15 protein-coding genes are annotated in these 20,874 nt (G+C 73.2%); 7 read left to right on the top strand and 8 right to left on the bottom strand.

All coding sequences use genetic code 11. The features are described 5' to 3' along the window. Positions 1 to 10: 10 nt before the first annotated feature. Positions 11 to 2,290, top strand: a complete 2,280-nt coding sequence (locus JQC91_RS10505; protein WP_203286775.1) for an NADP-dependent malic enzyme — start codon at positions 11 to 13, stop codon at positions 2,288 to 2,290. Beyond that, positions 2,287 to 2,763, top strand: a complete 477-nt coding sequence (locus JQC91_RS10500; protein ID WP_203286774.1) for an ATP-binding protein — start codon at positions 2,287 to 2,289, stop codon at positions 2,761 to 2,763. Before JQC91_RS10505 ends, JQC91_RS10500 begins: the two co-directional genes overlap by 4 nt. A 6-nt stretch (positions 2,764 to 2,769) precedes the next feature. Here the strand turns inward: JQC91_RS10500 and argB are convergent, their stop codons facing one another. The 7 genes from argB to JQC91_RS10465 form a co-directional block, all read right to left on the bottom strand. Then, entirely contained in the window at positions 2,770 to 3,633 is an 864-nt protein-coding gene (gene argB / locus JQC91_RS10495) for an acetylglutamate kinase (RefSeq protein ID WP_203286773.1), read from the bottom strand. Between the two features lie 93 nt (positions 3,634 to 3,726). Continuing rightward, positions 3,727 to 4,377, bottom strand: coding sequence for a ribosome biogenesis GTP-binding protein YihA/YsxC (gene yihA / locus JQC91_RS10490; protein ID WP_203286772.1), 651 nt, complete (start codon positions 4,375 to 4,377; stop codon positions 3,727 to 3,729). Then, the gene (locus tag JQC91_RS10485) at positions 4,374 to 5,108 is read right to left on the bottom strand and encodes an MOSC domain-containing protein (protein ID WP_203286771.1); all 735 of its coding nucleotides are present in this window, start codon (positions 5,106 to 5,108) and stop codon (positions 4,374 to 4,376) included. Before JQC91_RS10485 ends, yihA begins: the two co-directional genes overlap by 4 nt. After that, complete coding sequence (gene yidC, locus JQC91_RS10480) at positions 5,105 to 7,120, bottom strand: membrane protein insertase YidC (protein ID WP_203286770.1); 2,016 nt, start codon at positions 7,118 to 7,120, stop codon at positions 5,105 to 5,107. Before yidC ends, JQC91_RS10485 begins: the two co-directional genes overlap by 4 nt. Before the next feature lie 189 nt (positions 7,121 to 7,309). Beyond that, a complete protein-coding gene (locus JQC91_RS10475; RefSeq protein ID WP_203286769.1) occupies positions 7,310 to 9,238 on the bottom strand; it encodes a GGDEF domain-containing phosphodiesterase in 1,929 nt (642 codons plus the stop codon). Positions 9,239 to 9,294: 56 nt separating this feature from the next. Beyond that, positions 9,295 to 9,507 (bottom strand): hypothetical protein, encoded by a 213-nt coding sequence (locus JQC91_RS10470; RefSeq protein WP_203286768.1) that lies wholly within the window; start codon positions 9,505 to 9,507, stop codon positions 9,295 to 9,297. Between the two features lie 63 nt (positions 9,508 to 9,570). Next, positions 9,571 to 10,365 carry an inositol monophosphatase family protein gene (locus JQC91_RS10465; RefSeq protein WP_203286767.1) on the bottom strand — a complete coding sequence of 265 codons (795 nt, stop codon included), beginning with the start codon at positions 10,363 to 10,365 and terminating at the stop codon, positions 9,571 to 9,573. Between the two features lie 116 nt (positions 10,366 to 10,481). On the opposite strand from JQC91_RS10465, the gene JQC91_RS10460 reads away from it, so the two are divergent. Continuing rightward, complete coding sequence (locus JQC91_RS10460; protein WP_203286766.1) at positions 10,482 to 11,933, top strand: TrkH family potassium uptake protein; 1,452 nt, start codon at positions 10,482 to 10,484, stop codon at positions 11,931 to 11,933. A gap of 61 nt (positions 11,934 to 11,994) precedes the next feature. Here the strand turns inward: JQC91_RS10460 and JQC91_RS10455 are convergent, their stop codons facing one another. Continuing rightward, positions 11,995 to 13,767 (bottom strand): serine protease, encoded by a 1,773-nt coding sequence (locus JQC91_RS10455; protein WP_238941516.1) that lies wholly within the window; start codon positions 13,765 to 13,767, stop codon positions 11,995 to 11,997. A 184-nt stretch (positions 13,768 to 13,951) separates the two neighbouring features. On the opposite strand from JQC91_RS10455, the gene JQC91_RS10450 reads away from it, so the two are divergent. From JQC91_RS10450 to JQC91_RS10435, 4 genes are all read left to right on the top strand, one after another. Next, positions 13,952 to 14,869, top strand: coding sequence for a glycine--tRNA ligase subunit alpha (locus JQC91_RS10450; protein WP_203286764.1), 918 nt, complete (start codon positions 13,952 to 13,954; stop codon positions 14,867 to 14,869). Positions 14,870 to 15,107: 238 nt separating this feature from the next. Continuing rightward, positions 15,108 to 15,650 (top strand): DUF6446 family protein, encoded by a 543-nt coding sequence (locus JQC91_RS10445; RefSeq protein WP_203286763.1) that lies wholly within the window; start codon positions 15,108 to 15,110, stop codon positions 15,648 to 15,650. A 1-nt stretch (position 15,651) separates the two neighbouring features. Next, on the top strand, positions 15,652 to 17,982 hold the full coding sequence (glyS, locus tag JQC91_RS10440; RefSeq protein WP_203286762.1) for a glycine--tRNA ligase subunit beta: 2,331 nt from the start codon (positions 15,652 to 15,654) through the stop codon (positions 17,980 to 17,982). A 134-nt stretch (positions 17,983 to 18,116) separates the two neighbouring features. Further along, entirely contained in the window at positions 18,117 to 20,639 is a 2,523-nt protein-coding gene (locus JQC91_RS10435; RefSeq protein ID WP_203286761.1) for a putative PEP-binding protein, read from the top strand. Positions 20,640 to 20,874: the final 235 nt, after the last annotated feature.

Raw genomic sequence — 20,874 nt, 5'->3', positions numbered from 1 at the left:
GGAGGACCGCATGACCGACACCGCAGGCGACGCGCCGCTCAGCCCCGCGCTGCAATACCATGCGGGCAAGAAGCCCGGGAAGCTGGAGATCCGCGCGACCAAGCCGCTGGCCAACGGGCGGGACCTCTCGCTCGCCTACTCGCCCGGCGTGGCGGAGGCGTCCGTCGCGATCCGCGACGACCCGTCCGCGGCGGGGCGGTTCACCGCGCGGGACAACCTCGTGGCCGTGGTGTCGAACGGCACGGCGGTGCTGGGCCTCGGCGACATCGGGCCGCTGGCCTCCAAGCCGGTGATGGAGGGCAAGGCGGTGCTCTTCAAGACCTTCGCCGGGCTCGACTGCTTCGACATCGAGCTGGCCGAGCGCGACCCCGAGAAGCTGGCCGAGATCGTGTGCGCGCTGGAGCCGACCTTCGGGGCCATCAACCTCGAGGACATCAAGGCGCCCGACTGCTTCGTGGTCGAGAAGCTCTGCCGCGAGCGCATGAACATCCCCGTCTTCCACGACGACCAGCACGGCACCGCGATCGTGGTCGGCGCGGCGGCGCTCAACGCGCTGAAGCTCACGGACCGCCGGTGGGAGGACGTCAAGGTCGTCTCCACCGGCGGCGGCGCGGCGGGCATCGCCTGCCTCAACATGCTCCTGTCCCTCGGCGTGAAGCGCGAGAACGTCTGGCTCTGCGACCTCCACGGCCTCGTCCACGAGCGGCGCGAGGCGGACATGACGCCCCAGAAGGCCGCCTTCGCCCAACCGGGCGGCGCGCGGGGCTTGGGACAGGTGATCGATGGCGCGGACCTGTTCCTCGGCCTGTCCGGGCCGAACGTGCTGACGCCCGAGATGGTAGGCCGCATGGCCGACCGCCCGATCATCTTCGCATTGGCCAACCCCTCGCCGGAGATCGACCCGGTCGAGGCGCGGAAGGTCGCGCCCGACGCCATCATCGCCACGGGCCGGTCGGACCAGCCGAACCAGGTCAACAACGTGCTCTGCTTCCCCTTCATCTTCCGGGGCGCACTGGACGTCGGCGCGACCGAGATCAACGAGGCGATGAAGGTGGGCTGCGTCGAGGGGATCGCCGCGCTGGCCCGCGCCACGACGAGCGCCGAGGCGGCGGCGGCCTATCAAGGCGAGCAGCTGACCTTCGGGCCGGACTACCTGATCCCCAAGCCGTTCGACCCGCGCCTGATGGGCGTGGTCGCGCCCTCGGTGGCCAAGGCCGCGATGGATTCAGGCGTGGCCACGCGGCCCTTGGACGACCTCGACGCCTACAAGCGGACCCTCGACGCACAGGTGTTCCGCTCCTCCATGGTGATGCGCCCCGTCTTCGCGGCCGCGGCCCAAGCCGAGCGGCGCATCGTCTTCGCCGAAGGAGAGGACGAGCGCGTGCTGCGCGCGGCGCAGGCCATCATGCAGGAGACGACGGACGTGCCGATCCTGATCGGGCGCCCGGACGTCATCGCTACCCGCGCCGCCCGCGCCGGGCTGGAGATCGAGCCGGGCCGCGACGTCGAGATCGTGAACCCAGAGAGCGACCCGCGCTACCGCGACTACTGGGAGACGTATCACGGCCTCATGGCGCGGCGGGGCGTGGCCCCCGACCTCGCCCGGGCGGTGATGCGGACGAACACGACCGCCATCGGCGCGGTGATGGTCGAGCGGGGCGAGGCCGATTCGCTCATCTGCGGGACGTTCGGGCAGTTCCTGTGGCACCTGCGCTACGTGACCGAGGTGCTGGGCCGCGAGGGTCGCCATCCGGTCGCCGCCCTCTCGCTGATGCTGCTCGACGAGGGGCCCCTCTTCATCGCCGACACCCACGTCCACGCCGAGCCGACGCCCGACCAGATCGCCGAGACCGTCGTCTCCTGCGCCCGCCACGTGCGCCGCTTCGGGATCGAGCCGAAGGTCGCGCTCTGCTCCGGCTCGCAGTTCGGCAACCTCGCCTCGGGCTCCGGCCCGACGATGCGCGCGGCCATGTCCCTGCTCGACCGGATGGAGGTCGATTTCCGCTACGAGGGCGAGATGAACGTCGACGCCGCGCTCGACCCGGACCTGCGCGCGCGCTTCCTCGCGGACTGCCGCATGGACGGGCCGGCCAACGTGCTGGTCTTCGCCTCCACCGACGCGGCGGGGGCCACGCGCAACATCCTCAAGGCGCGGGCCGGGGGGCTGGAGGTGGGGCCGATCCTGATGGGGATGGGCAACAAGGCCCACATCGTGACGCCCTCGATCACCGCGCGGGGCCTCCTGAACATCGCCGCGCTCGCCGGGACGCCGGTGGCGCATTACGGATGACGGCCCTGCATGGCATCGGCGGGCTGCCGGGGGCGGGGAAGTCGACCCTCGCCGCCCGGCTCGCCGAGGCCCCCGCGACCGTCCGCCTCTCCGAGGACGACCTGATCGCCGCGCTCTACCCCGGCGAGGTGGCGACGATGGGCGACTGGCTCGACCGCGCCGCGCGGGTGCGGAACGTGGTGAGGCCGCAGGTCGCGGACATGCTTCGCGCGGGCGTCTCCGTGGTGCTCGACTTCCAAGCGAACACGGTCCGGTCGCGCCGCTGGATGGCCGGGTTGGCCGAGACGGCGGGCGCGTCGCTCGTGCTGCACTGGCTCGACGTGCCCGAGGCGGAATGCCTCGCCCGCCTCACGGCGCGGAACGCCGCGGGCGCCCACCCCTTCGCGCCCACCGAGGCCGAGTTCCGGCAGGTCGCGTCCCATGTCGTGCCGCCCGCGCCCGAGGAGGGCCTGACGGTCGAGTGGCACCGCTAGGACGGGTCACCCGAGGCGGATCAGGCTCCCGGCCCCCTCGGAGGTGAACAGTTCCAGAAGCACCGCGTTCGGGACGCGCCCGTCGAGGATGACCACCGCCCGCGTCCCCGCCTCCAAGGCGTCGAGGGCGGTCTGCGTCTTGGGGATCATGCCGCCCGCGATGGTGCCGTCGTCGGTCAGCGCGCGCACCTGCGCCGCCGTCATCTCGGTCATTACGGCCCCGTCCGCGTCCTTCACGCCCGCCACGTCCGTCAGCAGCAGGAACCGGTCCGCCTTGAGCGCCCCCGCCACGGCGCCCGCCGCCGTGTCCCCGTTGATGTTGTAGGTCTCGTCCTGCTCGCCCGTGCCGATGGGGGCGATCACGGGGATCATCTCCTTCTCGAAGAGCGCGTGGAGCAGCTTGGGGTCCACCTCCGTCGGGCGGCCCACGAGGCCCAGTCCGGGGTCGTCCGCCTCGCAGACGATCATGTCGGCGTCCTTGCCCGACAGCCCCACCGCCGCGCCGCCCGCCGTGTTGATGGCCTGCACGATCCGCTTGTTGACCTGCCCCGCAAGGACCATCTCGACCACCTCCATGGTGGCCGGGTCCGTCACCCGTTTGCCGCGCACGAAGGTCGGCTCGACGCCCAGCTTGCCCAGCATCTCGTTGATCATCGGGCCGCCGCCGTGGACGATCACCGGGTTGATCCCCACCGTCCGCATCAGCACCACGTCGCGCGCGAAGGAGGCCATGCCCTCGTCCGAGCCCATCGCGTGCCCGCCCAGCTTGATGACGACGATGGCGTCGTCGTAGCGGCGCAGGTAGGGCAGCGCCTCGTTGAGCGTGCGCGCGATGGCGGCGTTGTCGCGGCTCATGTCCTGCCTCCGCATGGGAATTCTCCGTGTGTGGTGGGGGAGGGGATACCCGTAGGGTGGGCGAAAGCCCACGCGTCGCGGACGTGGGCTTTCGCCCACCCTACGACGTCAGGCCAGCCCCGCGATCGCGCTCCGGAGCGTCGCCAGCCCGTCCCCGCTCTCCGAAGACGTCACGATCAGTTCCGGGAAGGCCGCCGGATGCCGCGCGAGCGCCGCACGTGTGCGCTCCAGCGCCGTCTCCCGGTCCTTCGCCTTCACCTTGTCCGCCTTGGTCAGCACCGCTTGGAACGGCACCGCCGCGCGGTCCAAGAGCGCCATGATCTCCTCGTCCACGGCCTTGGCCCCGTGCCGGTGGTCGATCAGCACGAAGGCCCGGCGCAGCGAGGCGCGCCCCGCGAGATACGCCTTCAGCAGGGCCTGCCACTGCTTCACCACCGGCAGCGGCGCCTCAGCGAAGCCGTAGCCGGGCAAGTCCACGAGGTAGTGGCTCTCGGACAGGGCGAAGAAGTTGATCTCCTGCGTCCGCCCCGGCGTGTTCGACGCCCGCGCCAGCCCCTTGCGCCCCGTCAGCGCGTTGATCAGCGACGACTTCCCCACGTTGGATCGGCCGGCGAAGCACACCTCCGCCCGGTCGGCGGGGGGCAGGCCGTCCATGGCGACGACGCCCTTCACGAACTCCGCGCCCCGCGCGAAGAGCAGGCGGCCGCGTTCCTCCGCCTGCGGGTCCGGCGCCTCGGCGATGGGGAAGGGCAGGGTCACAGGACGGCCACCTCGGCCCCGTCCGCGATCCGCCCGCCCTTCGTGACGACGGCGTAGACCCCGAACTCCCGGTGCCCCCAGCCCTCCTCCAGCGCGCCCAGCGTGTCCGCGTCCACGCACCCGGTCTCCGGGTTCGCCGTCGTCGCCTTGCAGCGCACGATCCGCTCCTCGATGCGCAGCTCCGCCTCGCCCACGCGGATCGTCCGGCCGACCCAGTCGAACTCCTCCCACGGCCCGGTATTGTCGACCCAGAGGTTCGCGCGGAAGCGGTCCGGCGACAGGGCCGCCCCCACCTTGTCCGACAGCGCCCGGAGCGACGACAGCCCCGCGATCGAGACCGAGGGGAACGCGCTGTCCGTCCACGCCTGCGCGCCCGCGCGCACCACGCGCACCGGCCGCGACCGCTGCTCGGGGACCAGCGGCACGATCCACTGCGCCACCGTCTCGGGGCTCTCGTCGGGATCGACGATCAGCTCCGGCCGGTCCGGATGCGTCAGCCTCAGCCGATCGCCCGAGCGCGCCAGCTCCACCGCCATCAGCGACGGCGCGGCGGCGCCCCGGGCGAAGTTGCGGCAATGCGCCCAGCCGTCGCCATCGAGGCGGGCATCCTCGTGCGCCACCGCCCAGACCCGGTCGCCGGGCAGGGCGCGCCCCGCCTCCAGCACGGCCTCCGCGATCCGCTCCCGCCCGATTGCCTTGATCGGATGGCGCCAGATCGCGGCGACCTTCACCGCTTGCTCCGGGGCTTGCGCTTCTTGGGCGAGGGGCCGGGCCGGTTGGCGGGCGGCGGCGCCTCGCCCTCGGCCTTGGGGGCCTCGGGCGCGTTCGCGGCCTTCTCCTTCGACACCGGCGCGACCGGCTTGGTCGTGCCGCGGATGTTGCCCAAGAGGTCGGGCTTCATGCCCTGCGAGCGCATGATCGAGTACTGCTGGATGAAGGTGATCGTGTTGTTCGCAATCCAGTAGACCACGAGGCCCGACGCGAACCCGCCCAGCATGAACATGAACACCCACGGCAGCCACGCGAAGATCATCGCCTGCGTCGGGTCCGTCGGCGCGGGGTTCAGCTTCTGCTGCAGGTACATCGACACGCCCAGCAGGATCGGCAGGATGCCGATGAACACTAGAGCGAGGATCGTGCCCGGCTCCGGCGCGCCGAAGGGCAGCAGGCCGAACAGGTTCAGGATCGAGGTCGGGTCCGGCGCCGAGAGGTCTTGGAACGGGCCGAAGAACGGCGCGTGGCGCAGGTCGATCGTGACGAAGATCACCTTGTAGAGCGAGAAGAAGATCGGGATCTGCAGCAGGATCGGCAGGCACCCGGCGGCGGGGTTCACCTTGTTGTCCCGGTAGAGCGCCATCATCCCCTGCTGGAGCTTCTGGCGGTCGTCGCCCGCCTTCTCCTTCAGCTTCTCCATCTCGGGCTGGAGCTCCTTCATCCGCGCCATCGAGACGTAGGACTTGTAGGCCAGGGGCAGCAGCAGCGCCTTGATGATCAGCGTCAGCACGATGATCGACACGCCCATGTTGCCGATCACGTCCTCCAGACCGTGCAGCATCATGAAGATCGGCTTGGTGAGGAAGTAGAACCAGCCCCAGTCGATGCTGTCGACGAAGCGGTCCACCGCCGTCGCGCCCTCGTCGACGAGGCCGAACGTGTAGAGGAAGTGGTCGCCGAACCCGTTCAGCGTCCGCCCCGCCTCGTAGTCGCGGATGACCTCCCACTCCTTCGCCCCGGCGAAGAGGCGCTGGGACGAGGCGGCGGTCGCGCCCGCGGCGATGGTCATCGCGGGCAGGCGGGTCTCGGTCTGGTAGACGTCCGCGCCGTCCACGTACTTGGCCACGGCGGTGAACGGCACGTCGCGGTCGGGGATGAGGGTGGTCATCCAGTATTTGTCGGTGAACCCGATCCAGCCGCTCTCCGTCACGTCGAGCAACTCGACCCGCCCCCCCTCGGCAGCCACCGCGTCGAGGTCGGCCACGTCGTCGTAGTCGATCTCCTCCAAGGTGCCGTCGGTCTTGGCCACCACGCCCTCGTGGAGGATGAAGAAGTCCACCGTGTCGGGCCGCCCGTGTCGGGCCACGACGCCGTAGGGAGCGAGGCTGACCGGCGCGCCGGTCGCGTTGGCGACGCGCTGCTCGACCGTGAACATGAACTCGTCGTCCACGGAGATCTCGCGCTCGAAGGTGAGGCCGGCGCCGTTGTCCCAGCGCAGGACGACCGGCGCGCCGGGGGCCAGCACGTCGCCCGCCGCCACCTCCCATGGGGTCGACGGGCCGGGCACCGCGTCCGCCCCGAGGCCGCCGCCGGGCACCCAGCCGTGCAGCGCGTAGTAGGCGCCCGCCGCGCCCGCGGGCGTGAGCAGCGTGACGATGGGGGAGTCGGCGTCGAGGGTCTCGCGGTAGTCCTTGAGCGCGAGGTCGTCGATCCGCCCGCCCGTGAGCGAGAGCGAGCCCGTCAGGCGGGGCGTCTCGATCTCCACCCGCGCCGAGGCGGAGAGCGCCGCGTCGCGCGACGCGCCGGGCAGCAGCGCGTCGCCGGTGGCGGCGGTCGCGGGCGCGCCCGGGGCCGCGGCGCCGGGCGGCACGGCCGCCCCCGGCGCGTTGGGCGCGGGCACGCCGTCGGCCGTGGGCACCTCCGCCACGGTGGGGGCCTGCTGCTCCGGCGGGAAGAGGACGAACCAGACGAGCATCACGAGGCCCGACAGGACCATCGCAAGGATCAGGTTGCGGTTCTGTTCGTCCATGCGGCGGACCCCGGCGGTGTTGGAAAAGCGCCTGCCTTCAACAGCCGGGGGCGTGGGAGGTCAAGGGCCGCGTCCGCGCGTCCTCCGACGGCCCCTCCAGCCTCCGGGCCGCCCGCCATCGGCCTGTCGGCCCGAAGCGGCGCCCGCCCCGCATGGAGGGGCCTCCGGCGGGGCATGGCGGCGGCCGGCCTAGCCGGACAGCGACCGGCCCGCCCGCGCGTCGGGACGGCGCGACGGGATCACCGGATCGCCAAGGCCGCATCGCGCCGCGTGCTCGCCCCCCTCCACGGCCTCGCCTAATGCCGCGGGAAGGGCGGCGCCCGTCTCCGTGCGCTGCACAGGGGTTGGCTGGATGCCGTCGCGATGCCCGCCCCCGGTCGGGCGACGCGCGGGGGTGGAGCCGGCATGGGTGCAGGCGCGGGCCTCCCGCACCCCGGCGGGGTCGAGTGAGGACGCGCTGCAGCCCGTTTCGCAGGGTCTGATCGGCGGCGCCGCAGCGGAGGCGACGTCGGGAAGGTCCACGACCGATACCCGCACGCGCCCTCCTTTAGCGGCAGTGCCCTCGATGCGCCCTCCCGCGCCCACGAGCGGCGCGGCCGGAACCGTCTCCATCCCCGGGGCCGGCGGCGGCACGCCCTCTCCCGGCGGCAGGCAGGGGCGCGCGCTTCCGTGGCGGGCGCGGCGGCGCAGCCATTCGGCGAGGTCGTCCGCCGGGGCGGGGCGGCAGAGGGCGTAGCCCTGCGCGGTGGTGCAGCCGAGCGCGCGCAGAGCCTCCGCGTCCACCGCCGTCTCGACGCCCTCCGCGACGACCCCGACCCCCAGAGCGTCCGCCAAGCGCAGGATCGCGGCGACCATCCTGTTGCGGTCGGGGTCCGCGCCGAGGCCGGTCACGAGGGTCCGGTCGATCTTCAGGCGGTGGACCCCGAACCGCGTCACGTTCGCGATGCACCCGGCCGTGATCCCGAAGTCGTCGAGGTCGAGCCGCACGCCGGCCCGCGCGAGCCGGCGCAGGTTCGCCATCGCCGCATCGTCGCCCGCCTCCGCGACGACGGTCTCGAGGATCTCGACGACGAGGCGGTCCGGCGGCACCCCGGCGTCGCCGAGCCGGTCGAGGATCGTCCGGGCAAGGCCGGGATCGCGCAGCTCCTCCTGCGACAGGTTCACCGAGACGACCGGCACGGCGAGGCCGGCCCGGTCCCAGTCGCGGAGGGCGGAGATCGCCCGCTCGACCATCGCGATGGCGAAGCGGGGGGCGAGCCCCGCCTCGCCGGCCGCGGAGAGGATCCGGGGCGGGGGGACGAGCCCGTGATCCGGGTGGCGCCACCGCACGAGCGTCTCGACCCCCCGGACCGATCCGTCCTCCAGGGACAGGATCGGCTGGAACCACGCCTCCACCTCGTCCGCGTCCAAGGCGGCGGCGAGGTCGCGGGGGAGGCCGGGGCCGTCCTCCGTCGGATCGGGCCGGTCGCCGGTCCGCGACACGACGGCCCCCGGACCGGCGCGGGCCGCGCGGCCCAGCGCCGATTCGGCCACCGCGAGCATGGAAGCGGGGGTGACGTCGGTGGCGCGGGCCGGCGCGCAGACGCCTGCGTGGGCGCCGACGCGCGCCGGCCACGGTCCGGCCGCGACCGGCTCGCGCAGCGCGGCCTGCACGCGGTCCGCGACGCGGGCCGCGACGCCGCCGCCCGCCGGGATCGGGTCCAGCACGACGGCGAACCCGTCCGGACCGTGCGCCATGAGCGTGTCCGCCCCGCGCAGGGCGCCGCGGGCCCGCGCAAGGGCCAAGGCCAGCATGTCCGCCCCCGCGACCGGTCCGGGATCGACGCGGAACAGGAGCAGCGCCGTCGTCCGCCCCGCCCGGTCCGCCCGCGCGAGCGCGTCCTCGAGGACGGCCTCCAGCGGCGCGCCGCGCGCGACCGCGCGCGCGTGGCGCGGCCGCCTCCCGAACGCGAGCCAGAGCGGCAGCACCGCCCCCAGCGCCATCGCCGCCGCGGGCCACCCGCAGGCGAGTGCGCCGAGCGCCAGCGCGGGGAACGCCATCGGCCAGTCGATCCCCGACAGGGCGCGGCGCCAGCCTGCGGCGGAGGGGAGGGCGGGAAGGGGCGGGAGGACGCGCATCGCCCGCGAGGCTACGCGGCGAATCCGAAGGAGACGTTAACGCGCGCCGTTCGCGTTCAGAACGTGCCGCGCGCGGCGAAGTCCTTCATCGCGGCGAAGGTCGTCGGGATCCGGAGGTCCGTGAGCGTCCGCTCGATCCGCATCGCGATCGCCTGCACCTCTTGGGCCACCGGGTCGAACATGTACGTCACGCCGGCGACGACGAGGACGGTGAGCACGACCCACTCGACGGTGGCCCCCCCATGATCTCCGGTCAAAAAGCGTCGCACGATCGACATCCCTCGCTGGTTGACCAATACGTCAACCACAGGATGGGCGCGACTAGGGCGCCTTCAGGGTCTTTCGCGAACAATCTTGGCGAAGGGGTCGAAGATATTGGCGGAGGCCGCCACAATGTGGCCGTCCTCCAAGAGCGACTGCGCCGACCGGATCGGCTCGACGAGGCCGCCCGCCTCGCGGACGATGACGATGCCCGCCGCGATGTCCCACGGCTTCAGCCCCCGCTCCCAGTAGCCGTCGAACCGGCCCGCCGCGACGTAGGCGAGGTCCAGCGACGCCGCCCCCCAGCGCCGCACGCCCGCGCAGGCGGGCATCAGCCGGGCGAGGTCCTGCAGGGAGGCCGGCAGGTAGGGCGAGGACGCCCACGGGATCCCGGTCGCGTGGACCGTCTCGATCAGGCGGGTGCGCCCCGAGACCCGCAGCCTGTGGTTGTCGCCCAGCCACGCGCCCGCGCCCTTCTCGGCGTAGAAGGTCTCGGCCTTGACCGGGTCGTGCACCACGCCAGCGACGATCTCGCCCTTGTGCTCCAGCGCCACCGAGACGGCCCAGTGGGGCATCCCGTGCAGGAAGTTCGTGGTCCCGTCGAGCGGGTCCACGATCCAGCGCCGCGTCGGGTCCTTGCCCTCCGAGGCGCCCGTCTCCTCGCCGAGCCAGCCGTAGTTCGGACGCGCCTCCATCAGCGCCTCGCGCAGGATCTCCTCGGCCCGGCGGTCGGCGCGGGTGACGAAGTCGCCCGGCCCCTTGCGCGCGACCTGGAGGTTCTCGACCTCGCCGAAATCCTTGACCAGCGACCGGCCGGCCTTGCGCGCGGCGCGGATCATCACGTTCAGGTTCGCGCTGCCTTGCATGGAAAGCCTCGGGGGTCGGGGAGGGGACAGGAGCGGGCAGATGGACGCGCGGCGTTCCGGCGTCAAGGCGAGGCCGCCGCTTGACACCCCCGGCCCCCGCCGGGATGCGTCGCGCCATGATCGACCTGCGCCCCGTGGGCTACGTGATCGGCTGGCTCGTGCTGATCCTCGCCGTCTCCATGATCGTCCCGGCGGCGGCGGACATCGCGGCGGGGAACGGGCACTGGCCCGCCTTCGCCTCCGCGGCGGGGCTGACGGCGCTGGTCGGCGGGGCGACCGCCATCGCCTGCGCCAACGGTGTGGGGGAGCGGCTGACGCTGCAGCAGACCTTCCTCCTGACGACGGGCGTGTGGGCGGTGCTGCCGCTCTTCGCCGCGCTGCCGTTCCTGATGGGCGCCACCGGGGCGGACGCCACCGACGCCGTGTTCGAGGCGATGTCGGGCCTCACCACGACCGGATCGACCGTGCTCACGGGGCTCGGCTCGCTCCCCGACGGGCTGCTGCTGTGGCGGGGGATGCTGCAGTGGTTCGGCGGCATCGGGATCATCGTCGTGGCGATGGTGTTCCTGCCGGAACTGCGCGTCGGCGGCATGCAGATCTTCCGCTCGGAGGGGTTCGACACGATGGGCAAGGTGCTGCCCCGCGCCGCCGAGATCGCGCAGCAGATCAGCGGCGTCTACTTCGGCCTCACCGTGGTCTGCGCGCTGGCCTACGGGGCGGCGGGGATGGACGCGCTCGACGCCGTGGTCCACGCGATGACCACGGTGTCCACGGGCGGCTTCGCCAACACCGACGCGAGCTTCGGCGCCTACAGGGGCGCCCACGAGTACATCGCCACGGTCTTCATGATCGCCGCCGCGCTGCCCTTCGTCCTCTACGTCGACCTCATCGCCAACGGGCGGGGGCGCCCCCTCCTGCGCGACCCGCAGGTCCGCGGCCTGCTGGGGACGCTCGCGGTGCTCGTGGCGTCGGCGGTGGTCGTGCTCGTCCTCTCCCACGGGCACGACCCCGAGCGGGCCCTGCGCGAGGCCGCGTTCAACTTCACCTCGATCCTGACCGGCACGGGCTACGCCTCGGCCAACTACGGCGCGTGGTCGCCCGTCCTCGTGGCGGCGATCTTCTTCGCGGGGCTCGTCGGCGGCTGCGCGGGATCGACCTCGTGCTCGGTCAAGGTGTTCCGCTACCAGATCCTGCTCGCCGCCGTCGCGGCGCAGGTGCGCCGCATCCACTCGCCCCATGGGGTGTTCCGCCCCCGCTACGGCAGGCGCCCGGTCTCCGAGGACGTGCTCGCCTCGGTGATGGCGTTCTTCGTGCTGTTCCTGATCTCGCTGGGCGTGACGGCCGTGGCGCTGGCGCTCACGGGGCTCGACTTCACCACGTCGGTCTCCGGCGCGGCGGCGGCGCTGGCCAACATCGGGCCGGGGCTGGGGCCGATCATCGGCCCCACGGGCAACTTCGCGCCGCTGGGGGACGCGGCGAAGTGGATCCTGATCGCGGCGATGCTCGTCGGGCGGCTGGAGCTGATGGTCGTGTTCGTGCTGTTCACGTCGCGGTTCTGGCGGGCCTGAGGGGCCGCCCCGCGCGACGTGATCCGCCCCTGCCGCGCGCCGCGAGGGACGCCGGGCGGCCTCAGCCCTCCCAGCACCCCACGAGCACCGTCACCTCCGCCGCGACCCGCGTGAGGTCCTCCGGCGCGACCGGCGCGGGCGCGGGGCCGTCGGCCATCGTCGCGGACACCCCCGCCGCCGACAGCGCCGTCTCCAGCCGCCCGGACTTCAGCGCGACCGCCACGTCGCCGGGCAGGGCGCGCCCCTCCATCTCGGGGGCGGGCAGCAGCAGGCCGGCCACGCGGCCCGCCTCGTCCAGCACCGGGCCGCCCACGTCGCCGGCCCGCGCCGCGAGCCCGAGCCGCAGCACGTCCGCCGACCCGTCGAGGCCGCGCACGTCCTCCAGCGTCCCGAAGGTCAGCGTGGCCGTCCCGAGCACGCCGCCGAACGGATAGCCGCCCACCGCCACGCCGGTCTTCAGCCGCGCCTCCGCGGGGGCGAGCCGGGCCACGGCGGGCGGGGCCAGCCGGCCCACCGGGCGCAGCACCGCGAGGTCGCCGGCCAGCGTCGCCACCTCGGCCTCGTGGACGCCGTCGAGCGTCACGCGCCCGCACTCGGCAACGTTGGCCGCCGCCGTCGCCACCGCGCCGCTCCGGTCGACCCAGAAGCCCGCGCCGACGCGGGCGGGGCGGCGGACCTCGAGGCCCGACACCATGTCCACGTCCTGTGCCGCCGGGTCGAACCCCGCCTCCGGGTCGAGCGGCGCCCCGACGGAGGCGAGCGAGGCGACCATCTCCGGAACCACGCGCGCGGCCATCCCGTCCTCGGCGGCGGGCCACGACATCATGAACCCGACGAGATGGTCCCCCTGCAGCCGCGCCTCGACCCGCGTCGTGCGGCCGCCGGCGGCGCCCTCGATCGTGAACCCGTCGCGGCGCAGCTCGCGTGCGCCCGCCTCCGGGACAGCCTCCACGGTCTGCAGGATCTGGTAGAGCCCCCCCATCGCGCGGGCCCCGCCGGGCTGCGAGATCAGCGAGAGGGTCACGCCCGAGCCGTTCTTCTCGGCGTGGTGGACGAAGGGCGCCTCGATCCGGTCGAACGTCACGAGCCCCCGCGGCGCGACCAGCTCGATCCCCGCCTCGCGCACGACGAGCGGGCCGAGGCCGATCCGCGCCCGGGCGGCCTCGAACCGCGCCAGCAGGTCCGCGCGCTGGCGGGTCGTCAGCACGCCGGTCGTGGGGACGCCCTCGCGCGCCTGCCACGCCGCCATCGAGTTGCGCGTGCCCGGCCCGAAGGCCCCGTCGATCCGCGCGGCGTAGAGCCCGAACCACTGCAGCGCGCGCTGCAGCTCCTCGCGCGCCGCACGGTCCAGCCCCGCCTCCGAGCGCCGGGCCTCGCGCGGGGTCTCCTCGACCGGCTCGGGCGGGGTGGTGTCGACCCGGGGCGCGGCATCGGGGGCGGGGGCCTGCTCCGCCGCCGCGACCGCCGCGCCGGCCTCCCCGTCGGGCGCGGCCTCGGCCACCGCGCCCGGCGCGGGCCAGATCCGCTCCCGGTAGGTCCGCCCCCGGCTCACGAAGCTGTCGCGCGGCACGAGCCCCTGCCGCCGCAGCTGCCGCAGGATCGCCTGCGCCTCGCCCTCGCCGTCGTAGGGCCCGAGCGTCAGCACGCTCCACAGGCCGGGCTGGGTGAAGGCGTTCACGTCCGGCAGCAGGTCGCCGTAGGCCCGCGCCCGCTCCTCGGTCTCGCGCAGGGTGGGATGCGCCTCGATCTGGACCCAGAACTCCTGCGCCGCCGCCCCCTGCGCCACGCCCACCATCATCGCCGCCGCCACGGCGGCGCTCCGCACAATCCGCATCGTCACGTCCCTCGGGTCCCTCGGCCCCCGGTTGTGGCGGAGCCGTGGGGCGAAGGAAAGGCCGGGACGCGGCGGCACGTGGCCCCGGCCGCGTTGACCCCGTCCCTGTTGCGCCCTAGACGCGCCCCCCGACGCGCAGCGCCGCCCCCCGCGGCGCCCCCGCCCGCACCCCGAGAGGTTCCCGATGGACGCGCCCCGCTCGTTCCAGGAGATCATCCTGCGGCTCCAGGCCTACTGGGCCGACAAGGGCTGCGCCGTGCTGCAGCCCTACGACATGGAGGTCGGGGCGGGCACCTTCCACCCGGCCACCACCCTGCGCGCGCTGGGCCCGACCCCGTGGACGGCCGCCTACGTCCAGCCGTCCCGCCGCCCCACCGACGGGCGCTACGGCGACAGCCCCAACCGCTGGCAGCACTACTACCAGTTCCAAGTCATCATAAAGCCCAGCCCGCCCGAACTGCAGGAGCTCTACCTCGGCAGCCTCGCGGCCATCGGCATCGACATGGACCTCCACGACATCCGCTTCGTCGAGGACGACTGGGAATCCCCCACCCTCGGCGCGTGGGGCCTCGGGTGGGAGGTCTGGTGCGACGGCATGGAGGTGTCGCAGTTCACCTACTTCCAGCAGGTCGGCGGCCACGACTGCCGCCCCGTCTCGGGCGAGCTGACCTACGGGCTGGAGCGGCTGGCGATGTACGTGCTGGGCGCCGACGACGGCAACGCCATGCCCTTCAACGCCCCCGACGCGCCGATCCCGCTGACCTACGGCGACGTGTTCCGCGAGGCCGAGGCGCAATACGCGCGCTGGAACTTCGACGTGGCCGACACCGACATGCTGATGAAGCACTTCGAGGACGCCGAGGCCGAATGCGCCCGCATCCTGTCGCAGCCCCACGACGACCCCCGCACCGGGCGCCGCATCGTCATGGCCCAGCCCGCCTACGACCAAGCGATCAAGGCCAGCCACCTGTTCAACCTGCTCGACGCGCGCGGCGTCATTTCCGTCACCGAGCGGCAGGCCTATATCGGCCGCGTCCGCGCGCTGGCGAAGGCCTGCGCCGACGCCTTCCTCGAGACGAAGGCGGGGGGCGCGGCGGCATGAGCGGCCTCAGCGAAAGCGTCGACGCGAGCAGGGCCAGCGGCGGACCGGGGGCTGGCGCTCCTGGGCTCTCCGCGACGCAGTTTATCCCTCACCCCCGCACGACGCTGAACCGGCGCACCGACGTCGCGGGAGCGCCGGCCCGTGGGACGGTCCGCCGCTGGCCCTGCGGCCGCTGCGCGACCGCGCACCGGGCCGGGCGCGCGAGCGGCGTGGCGCCGATCCGCCGGAGACGGCGCCAATGAAGGGCAAGGTCGCCATCCTGCTGATCCTCGCCGCCTGCGTCGCGGGCGGCTGGGGCATCTGGTACACCCAGCAGCGCGCCTTCTGGGAGCCGGTCGAGGGGCCGGTCACGCTCACCCTCGTGACGCCCGACGGCCCCCGCGCCATCGACGCGGGCGGGGTGTCGGCCATCCGCTCCGTCTCCTCGCCGCTGGGCTTCCGCGCCTGCTTCGGCCACTCGGAGGACCTCTCCACGCTGGAGGGGCTGGAGCCGCCCGAGGGCGCGCCCACCGTCGCCCCCGCGTGGTTCGAGTGCTTCGACGCCGACGCCATCGGCGCGCTGATCGAGGTGGGCGAGGCCAAGACCTTCCTCGCCTACCAGGACGTGGCCTTCGGCGTGGACCGCGTGGTCGCGCTGGGCTCGGACGGGCGCGGCTGGGCGTGGCACGAGCTGAACGAATGCGGCGACCGGGACTATTCCGGCACGCCCGTGGGCCGCGAATGCCCCGACCGCGAAACCTACGAGCCCCTCGTGGAAGGCGCCCGAGGAAACGGAAGCTGACATGGCCGACCTTCTGATCGAACTCTTCTCCGAGGAGATCCCCGCGCGGATGCAGGCGCGGGCCGCCGCCGACCTCAAGCGGCTGATGACCGACGGCCTCGTCGAGGCGGGCCTGACCTACGAGGGCGCCGCCGCCCACGCCACGCCCCGCCGCCTCGCGCTCACGGTGCAGGGCCTGACCGACCGCTCGCCCGACACCGCCGCGGAGCGGCGCGGCCCCAAGGCCGACGCCCCCGAGAAGGCGATCGAGGGCTTCCTGCGCGGGGCAGGGGTGTCGCGCGACGACCTCGAGGCGCGCGAGGAGAAGAAGGGCACCTTCCTCTACGCCACGATCCGCCGCGCGGGCCGCCCCGCCGAGGAGATCGTGGCCGAGGTGCTGGAGCGCACGATCCGCGACTTCCCGTGGCCCAAGTCGATGCGCTGGGGCGACGGGACGCTCCGCTGGGTCCGCCCGCTGCGCCGCATCCTGTGCCTGCTGACCCGCGAGGACGGCCACGTCGTCGTCCCGCTGGCGGTCGACGGCATCGAGGCGGGCGACGTGACCGAGGGCCATCGCTTCATGGCGCCGGCGCCTTTCTCCGTCACCTCGTGGGACGACTACGCCGCCAAGCTCAAGCGCGCCCATGTCGTGCTGGAGGCCGAGGAGCGGGCCGAGATCGTGCGCGCGGGCATGGACAACCTTTCCTTCGCGGCGGGCCTCTCCGTGGTCGAGGATCCGGGCCTGATGGCCGAGGTGGCGGGGCTGGTCGAATGGCCCGTGCCGCTGATGGGGAAGATCGACGACGCTTTCCTCGACCTCCCGCCCGAGGTGCTGCGCACGTCGATGAAGGAGCACCAGAAGTTCTTCTCCGTGGCCGACCGCGACGGCCGGATCGTCCGCTTCGTCACCGTCGCCAACCGCGAGACGGCGGATGGCGGCGCCACGATCCTCGACGGCAACCAGCGCGTGCTGGCCGCGCGGTTGGCGGATGCGGCGTTCTTCTGGGAGAACGACCTCGCCGTGGCGAAGGCGGGCATGGGCGACTGGCTCGACAAGCTCTCGGACGTCACCTTCCACGCCAAGCTGGGCTCGCAGCGCGAGCGCATCGAGCGCATCGCCGCCTTGGCCCGCGAGATCGCGCCCGCGGTCGGCGCGGACCCGGACGTGGCGGAGACGGCGGCGCGGCTGGCCAAAGCCGACCTCGCCTCCGAGATGGTCTACGAGTTCCCCGAACTGCAGGGCGTCATGGGCCGCTACTACGTGGCCGAGGCGCTCAAGGCCGAACCCTCACTCGCCCCGTCCGAGCACCACGCCGCCATCGCCGCGGCGGCCGAGGCGCACTACGCCCCCCTCGGCCCCTCCGACGACGTGCCGACCGAGCCGGTGAGCGTGGCCGTCGCGTTGGCCGACAAGATCGACCTGCTGACGGGCATGTGGGCCATCGACGAGAAGCCGACGGGCTCGAAGGACCCGTTCGCCCTGCGGCGCGCGGCGCTGGGGGTCATTCGGATTGTGATGGGACATGGGCTCGTACTGGGGCTGGATGAGTACCTCCTCCAGGCATTCATCCATCACTCAGGCAAGTGGAAGGTAACATCCTCATCGAAGGTGACTGCCTCAAGACTGGAGGAAGAGCTCTACCTTCTCGCAACGCGGAGCAGTGTGGACGAAAGCACGCTTGTCTCTTCCTACCGTGAATTGACTTCCCAATCTCCGATTGACCACGCAGCCTTCCGCGATTGGCTGAATGCTCAGACGGCCGAGCGCGGAGAGGACTTCTCGAATTACGACGACTATATTCTACTACAGGCTAACGTATCTGATCGCCCTGACCTCCTCTCCTTCTTCCACGACCGCCTCAAGGTGCATCTCCGCGACGAGGGCGTCCGGCACGACGTGATCGACGCCGTCCTCACCGGCGACCGGACCGACGACCTCGCCGACGTGGTGGCCCGCGCCCGCGCCCTGAACGCCTTCCTCGCAACGGATAACGGCGAAAACCTAATCCAAGGTTACCGCCGCGCGAAAAACATCCTCGAGCAGGCCGAGGAGAAGGACGGGGTGGAGTACAGCTTCGGCGCCGACCGCAAGCTGGCCGAGACAGACGAGGAGCGCGCGCTCTTCGATGCGCTGGAGGCGGCCAAGCCCGCCCTCGACGCGGCGATGGAGGCCGAGGACTACGCCGGGGCGATGGAACGCCTCGCCGCGCTCCGCGCGCCCATCGACGCCTTCTTCGAGGCCGTGCAGGTGAACGCCGAGAACGAGATCGTCCGCCGCAACCGCCTCAACCTCCTCCACGCCATCCGCGAGGCGCCCGCCCGGATCGCGGACCTGTCGCGGCTGGAGGGCTGACCTTTCGCACCCGCAGCATGGGGTGGGGCGCCCCCCGCCGTCCGCTGTTGCATTCCTGCAAATGCTGCGCCGCAGCGTAAGCCTTTGTCCCGCCGGAATCACGCATTAGGGTGAGCGCCGAAAGGCCGCCGCCCATGCTCGACACCCCGCGCTTCACCGAGGTCACCCCCACCGCCGACATCCGCGTCGCGCGGCACGGCAACCGCGCGAAGTGCCTACAGCGCCTGATCCGCATGGACCTGCCCGTGCCGCAGACCGTGGCGCTGCCCTTCGACGCCGTGCGCGACATCGCCGCCGGGCGGATGCCCGACCTCGCCACGCTGCTGGCCCTGTTCGACGACGGCGCGCCCGTCCTCCTCTCGGTCCGCTCGTCGTCCCAGACCCCCGACTGGGGCGGGCCGGGCGCGGTGCTCAACGTCGGGATGACCGCCGCCGTGCGCGACGCGCTCGCCGCCACGATGGGGGGCGAGGCCGCCGACCGTCTCTTCGTGCGCTTCGTGCGCGACTACGCCACGGACGTGATGCGCCTCGACGGGGCCGCCTTCGACGGCGCGGACCCGGAGGCCGCGCTCGCCGCCTACGAGGCGGAGATGGACGAGCCGTTCCCCGAGGACCCCGCCCGCCAGCTGCGCGAGGTGCTCCGCTCCATGGCCCGCGCGTGGGAGGGGACGTCCGCCCGGCTCCTGCGGCAGGCGCAGGGCGCGCCCGCCGACGCCGGTCTGGGCCTCGTGGTGCAGCGCATGGCGCAGGGCATGGCGCCGGGCCAGTCGGGCGCGGGCGTGATCCAGTTCGTCGATCCCGAGACCGGCGCGCCGCAGGTCACCGGCCGCTACATGGCGGGCGCGATGGGGCGGGAGGCGCTCGGGGCGGAGACCTCGCTCTACCTCACCCACGACCTGCGCGGCCCCTCGTTGGAGGACCGGCTCCCGGAGGTGTTCGGCGAGCTCGTCGAGATCGGCGCGCGATGCCGGGTGCGGCTGCGCGAGGAGATGCAGGTCGAGTTCACCTTGGAGCAGGGGCGCCTCCACGTGCTCGACGCCGTGCGCTGCCCGCGCGGCCCCCGCGCCGCGGTGGCCATCGCGACCGCGCTCGCTCGCGACGGGGTCATCCCCCGCTCGGAGGCGATCACCCGCATCCCGCCGGGCACCCTGAGCCAGCTGCTCCACCGGCAGGTCGCGCCGGGCGCGGCGCGCGACGTGCTCGCGCGCGGGATCGCCGCCTCGCCGGGCGCGGCCGCCGGGCGGATCGTGTTCGACTCCGCCGCCGCCCAAGCCTCCCAGTCCCGCGACGAGCGCTGCATCCTCGTGCGCCGCGAGACCGCGCCCGAGGACGTGCGCGGCATGCACGCCGCCGACGGCATCCTGACCGAGCGGGGCGGCACCACCTCGCATGCCGCCGTGATCGCGCGGGGGCTGGGGCTGCCCTGCGTGACGGGCGCGGAGATCGTCGTGGACCACAAGGCGCGCGAGGTGCGCCTCCCCGGGGGCGGCACGCTGCGCGAGGGCGACGAGATCACCATCGACGGCACCGCCGGCACGGTCCTGGCGGGGCGCGTCGCGACCGTCGAGCCCGCGATGGACGGCGCCTTCGCGGACCTGATGGGCTGGGCCGACGCGGTGCGCGACATCGGCGTGCGGGTCAACGCCGACACCCCCGCCGACGCGTCGCTCGCCCGCGGGTTCGGCGTGGACGGGATCGGGCTGTGCCGGACGGAGCACATGTTCTTCGAGGAGGACCGCCTCACGGTGATGCGCGAGATGATCTTCGCCGACCGCGACGCGGACCGGGTGGCGGCCTTGGACCGCCTCTTGCCGATGCAGCGCGCCGACTTCGCCGAGCTCTTCCGCCTGATGGAGGGGCTGCCGGTCTGCATCCGCCTGCTCGACCCCCCGCTGCACGAGTTCCTCCCCGGCACGACGGAGGGGATGCGCGCGCTGGCGGAGGCGCTGGGGCAGCCGCTGGCCCGCGTCCGCGCCCGGATCGAGGCGATGGGCGAGTTCAACCCGATGCTCGGGATGCGCGGCGTCCGGCTCGGGATCGCGGTGCCGGGCATCTACGAGATGCAGGCCCGCGCCATCTTCGAGGCGGTGGCCCAGACCGGCGGCGTGGTGCCCGAGATCATGATCCCGCTCGTGACCGCCCGGCGCGAGGTGGAGCTGGTGCGCGCGCGCATCGACGCCGTGGCCGCCGAGGTCCGCGCCGAGACCGGGGCCGCGTTCGACTATCGCTTGGGCGTGATGGTCGAGACGCCGCGCGCCGCGCTGCGCGCTGGCGAGATCGCCGAGCAGGCGGCGTTCCTGTCCTTCGGGACGAACGACCTGACGCAGATGACCTACGGCCTGTCGCGCGACGACGCGGGGCGGTTCATGTCGGCCTACGTCAACCAAGGCGTCTATCCGGAGGATCCGTTCCAGACGCTCGACATCGACGGGGTGGGTGAGCTGCTGCTGCTCGGCGCGCAGCGGGGGCGGGCCACGCGGGGTGACGTGACGCTCGCGCTCTGCGGCGAGCACGGCGGCGACCCGGAGGCGATCGCCTTCTGCCGGCTTGCGGGATTCGACTACGTCTCGTGCTCGCCGTTCCGCGTGCCGGTGGCGAAGCTGGCCGCCGCGCAGGCGACGCTGCTCGCGCAGGAGGCGAACGCCCGCGCGAAATGATGCCGACGTGCCACGCGCATCGGCGGATCATTGCACAAAAGTCACGGTTTAGCGGTTTCTGGGAACGTTTTCGGAATGTCCCCCACCGTTGCGCTCGGGTCACGCCCGCGGCATCTAGGCCTCACGGAACCGAGGCACGGGCAGACGGCGCGAGCAGGACGATAGAGATCCCGCCGCGTCGCCCGCGCCCCCAGAGGGGACAGTACATATGCTCACGACCATTCGAACGGCCGCT

The organism is Jannaschia sp. Os4 (assembly GCF_016820245.1).
In the GTDB taxonomy this organism is placed as follows: domain Bacteria; phylum Pseudomonadota; class Alphaproteobacteria; order Rhodobacterales; family Rhodobacteraceae; genus Jannaschia.
The sequence above is the reverse complement of the archived record's forward strand: the minus strand, read 5'-3'. Positions and strand labels throughout refer to the sequence as shown.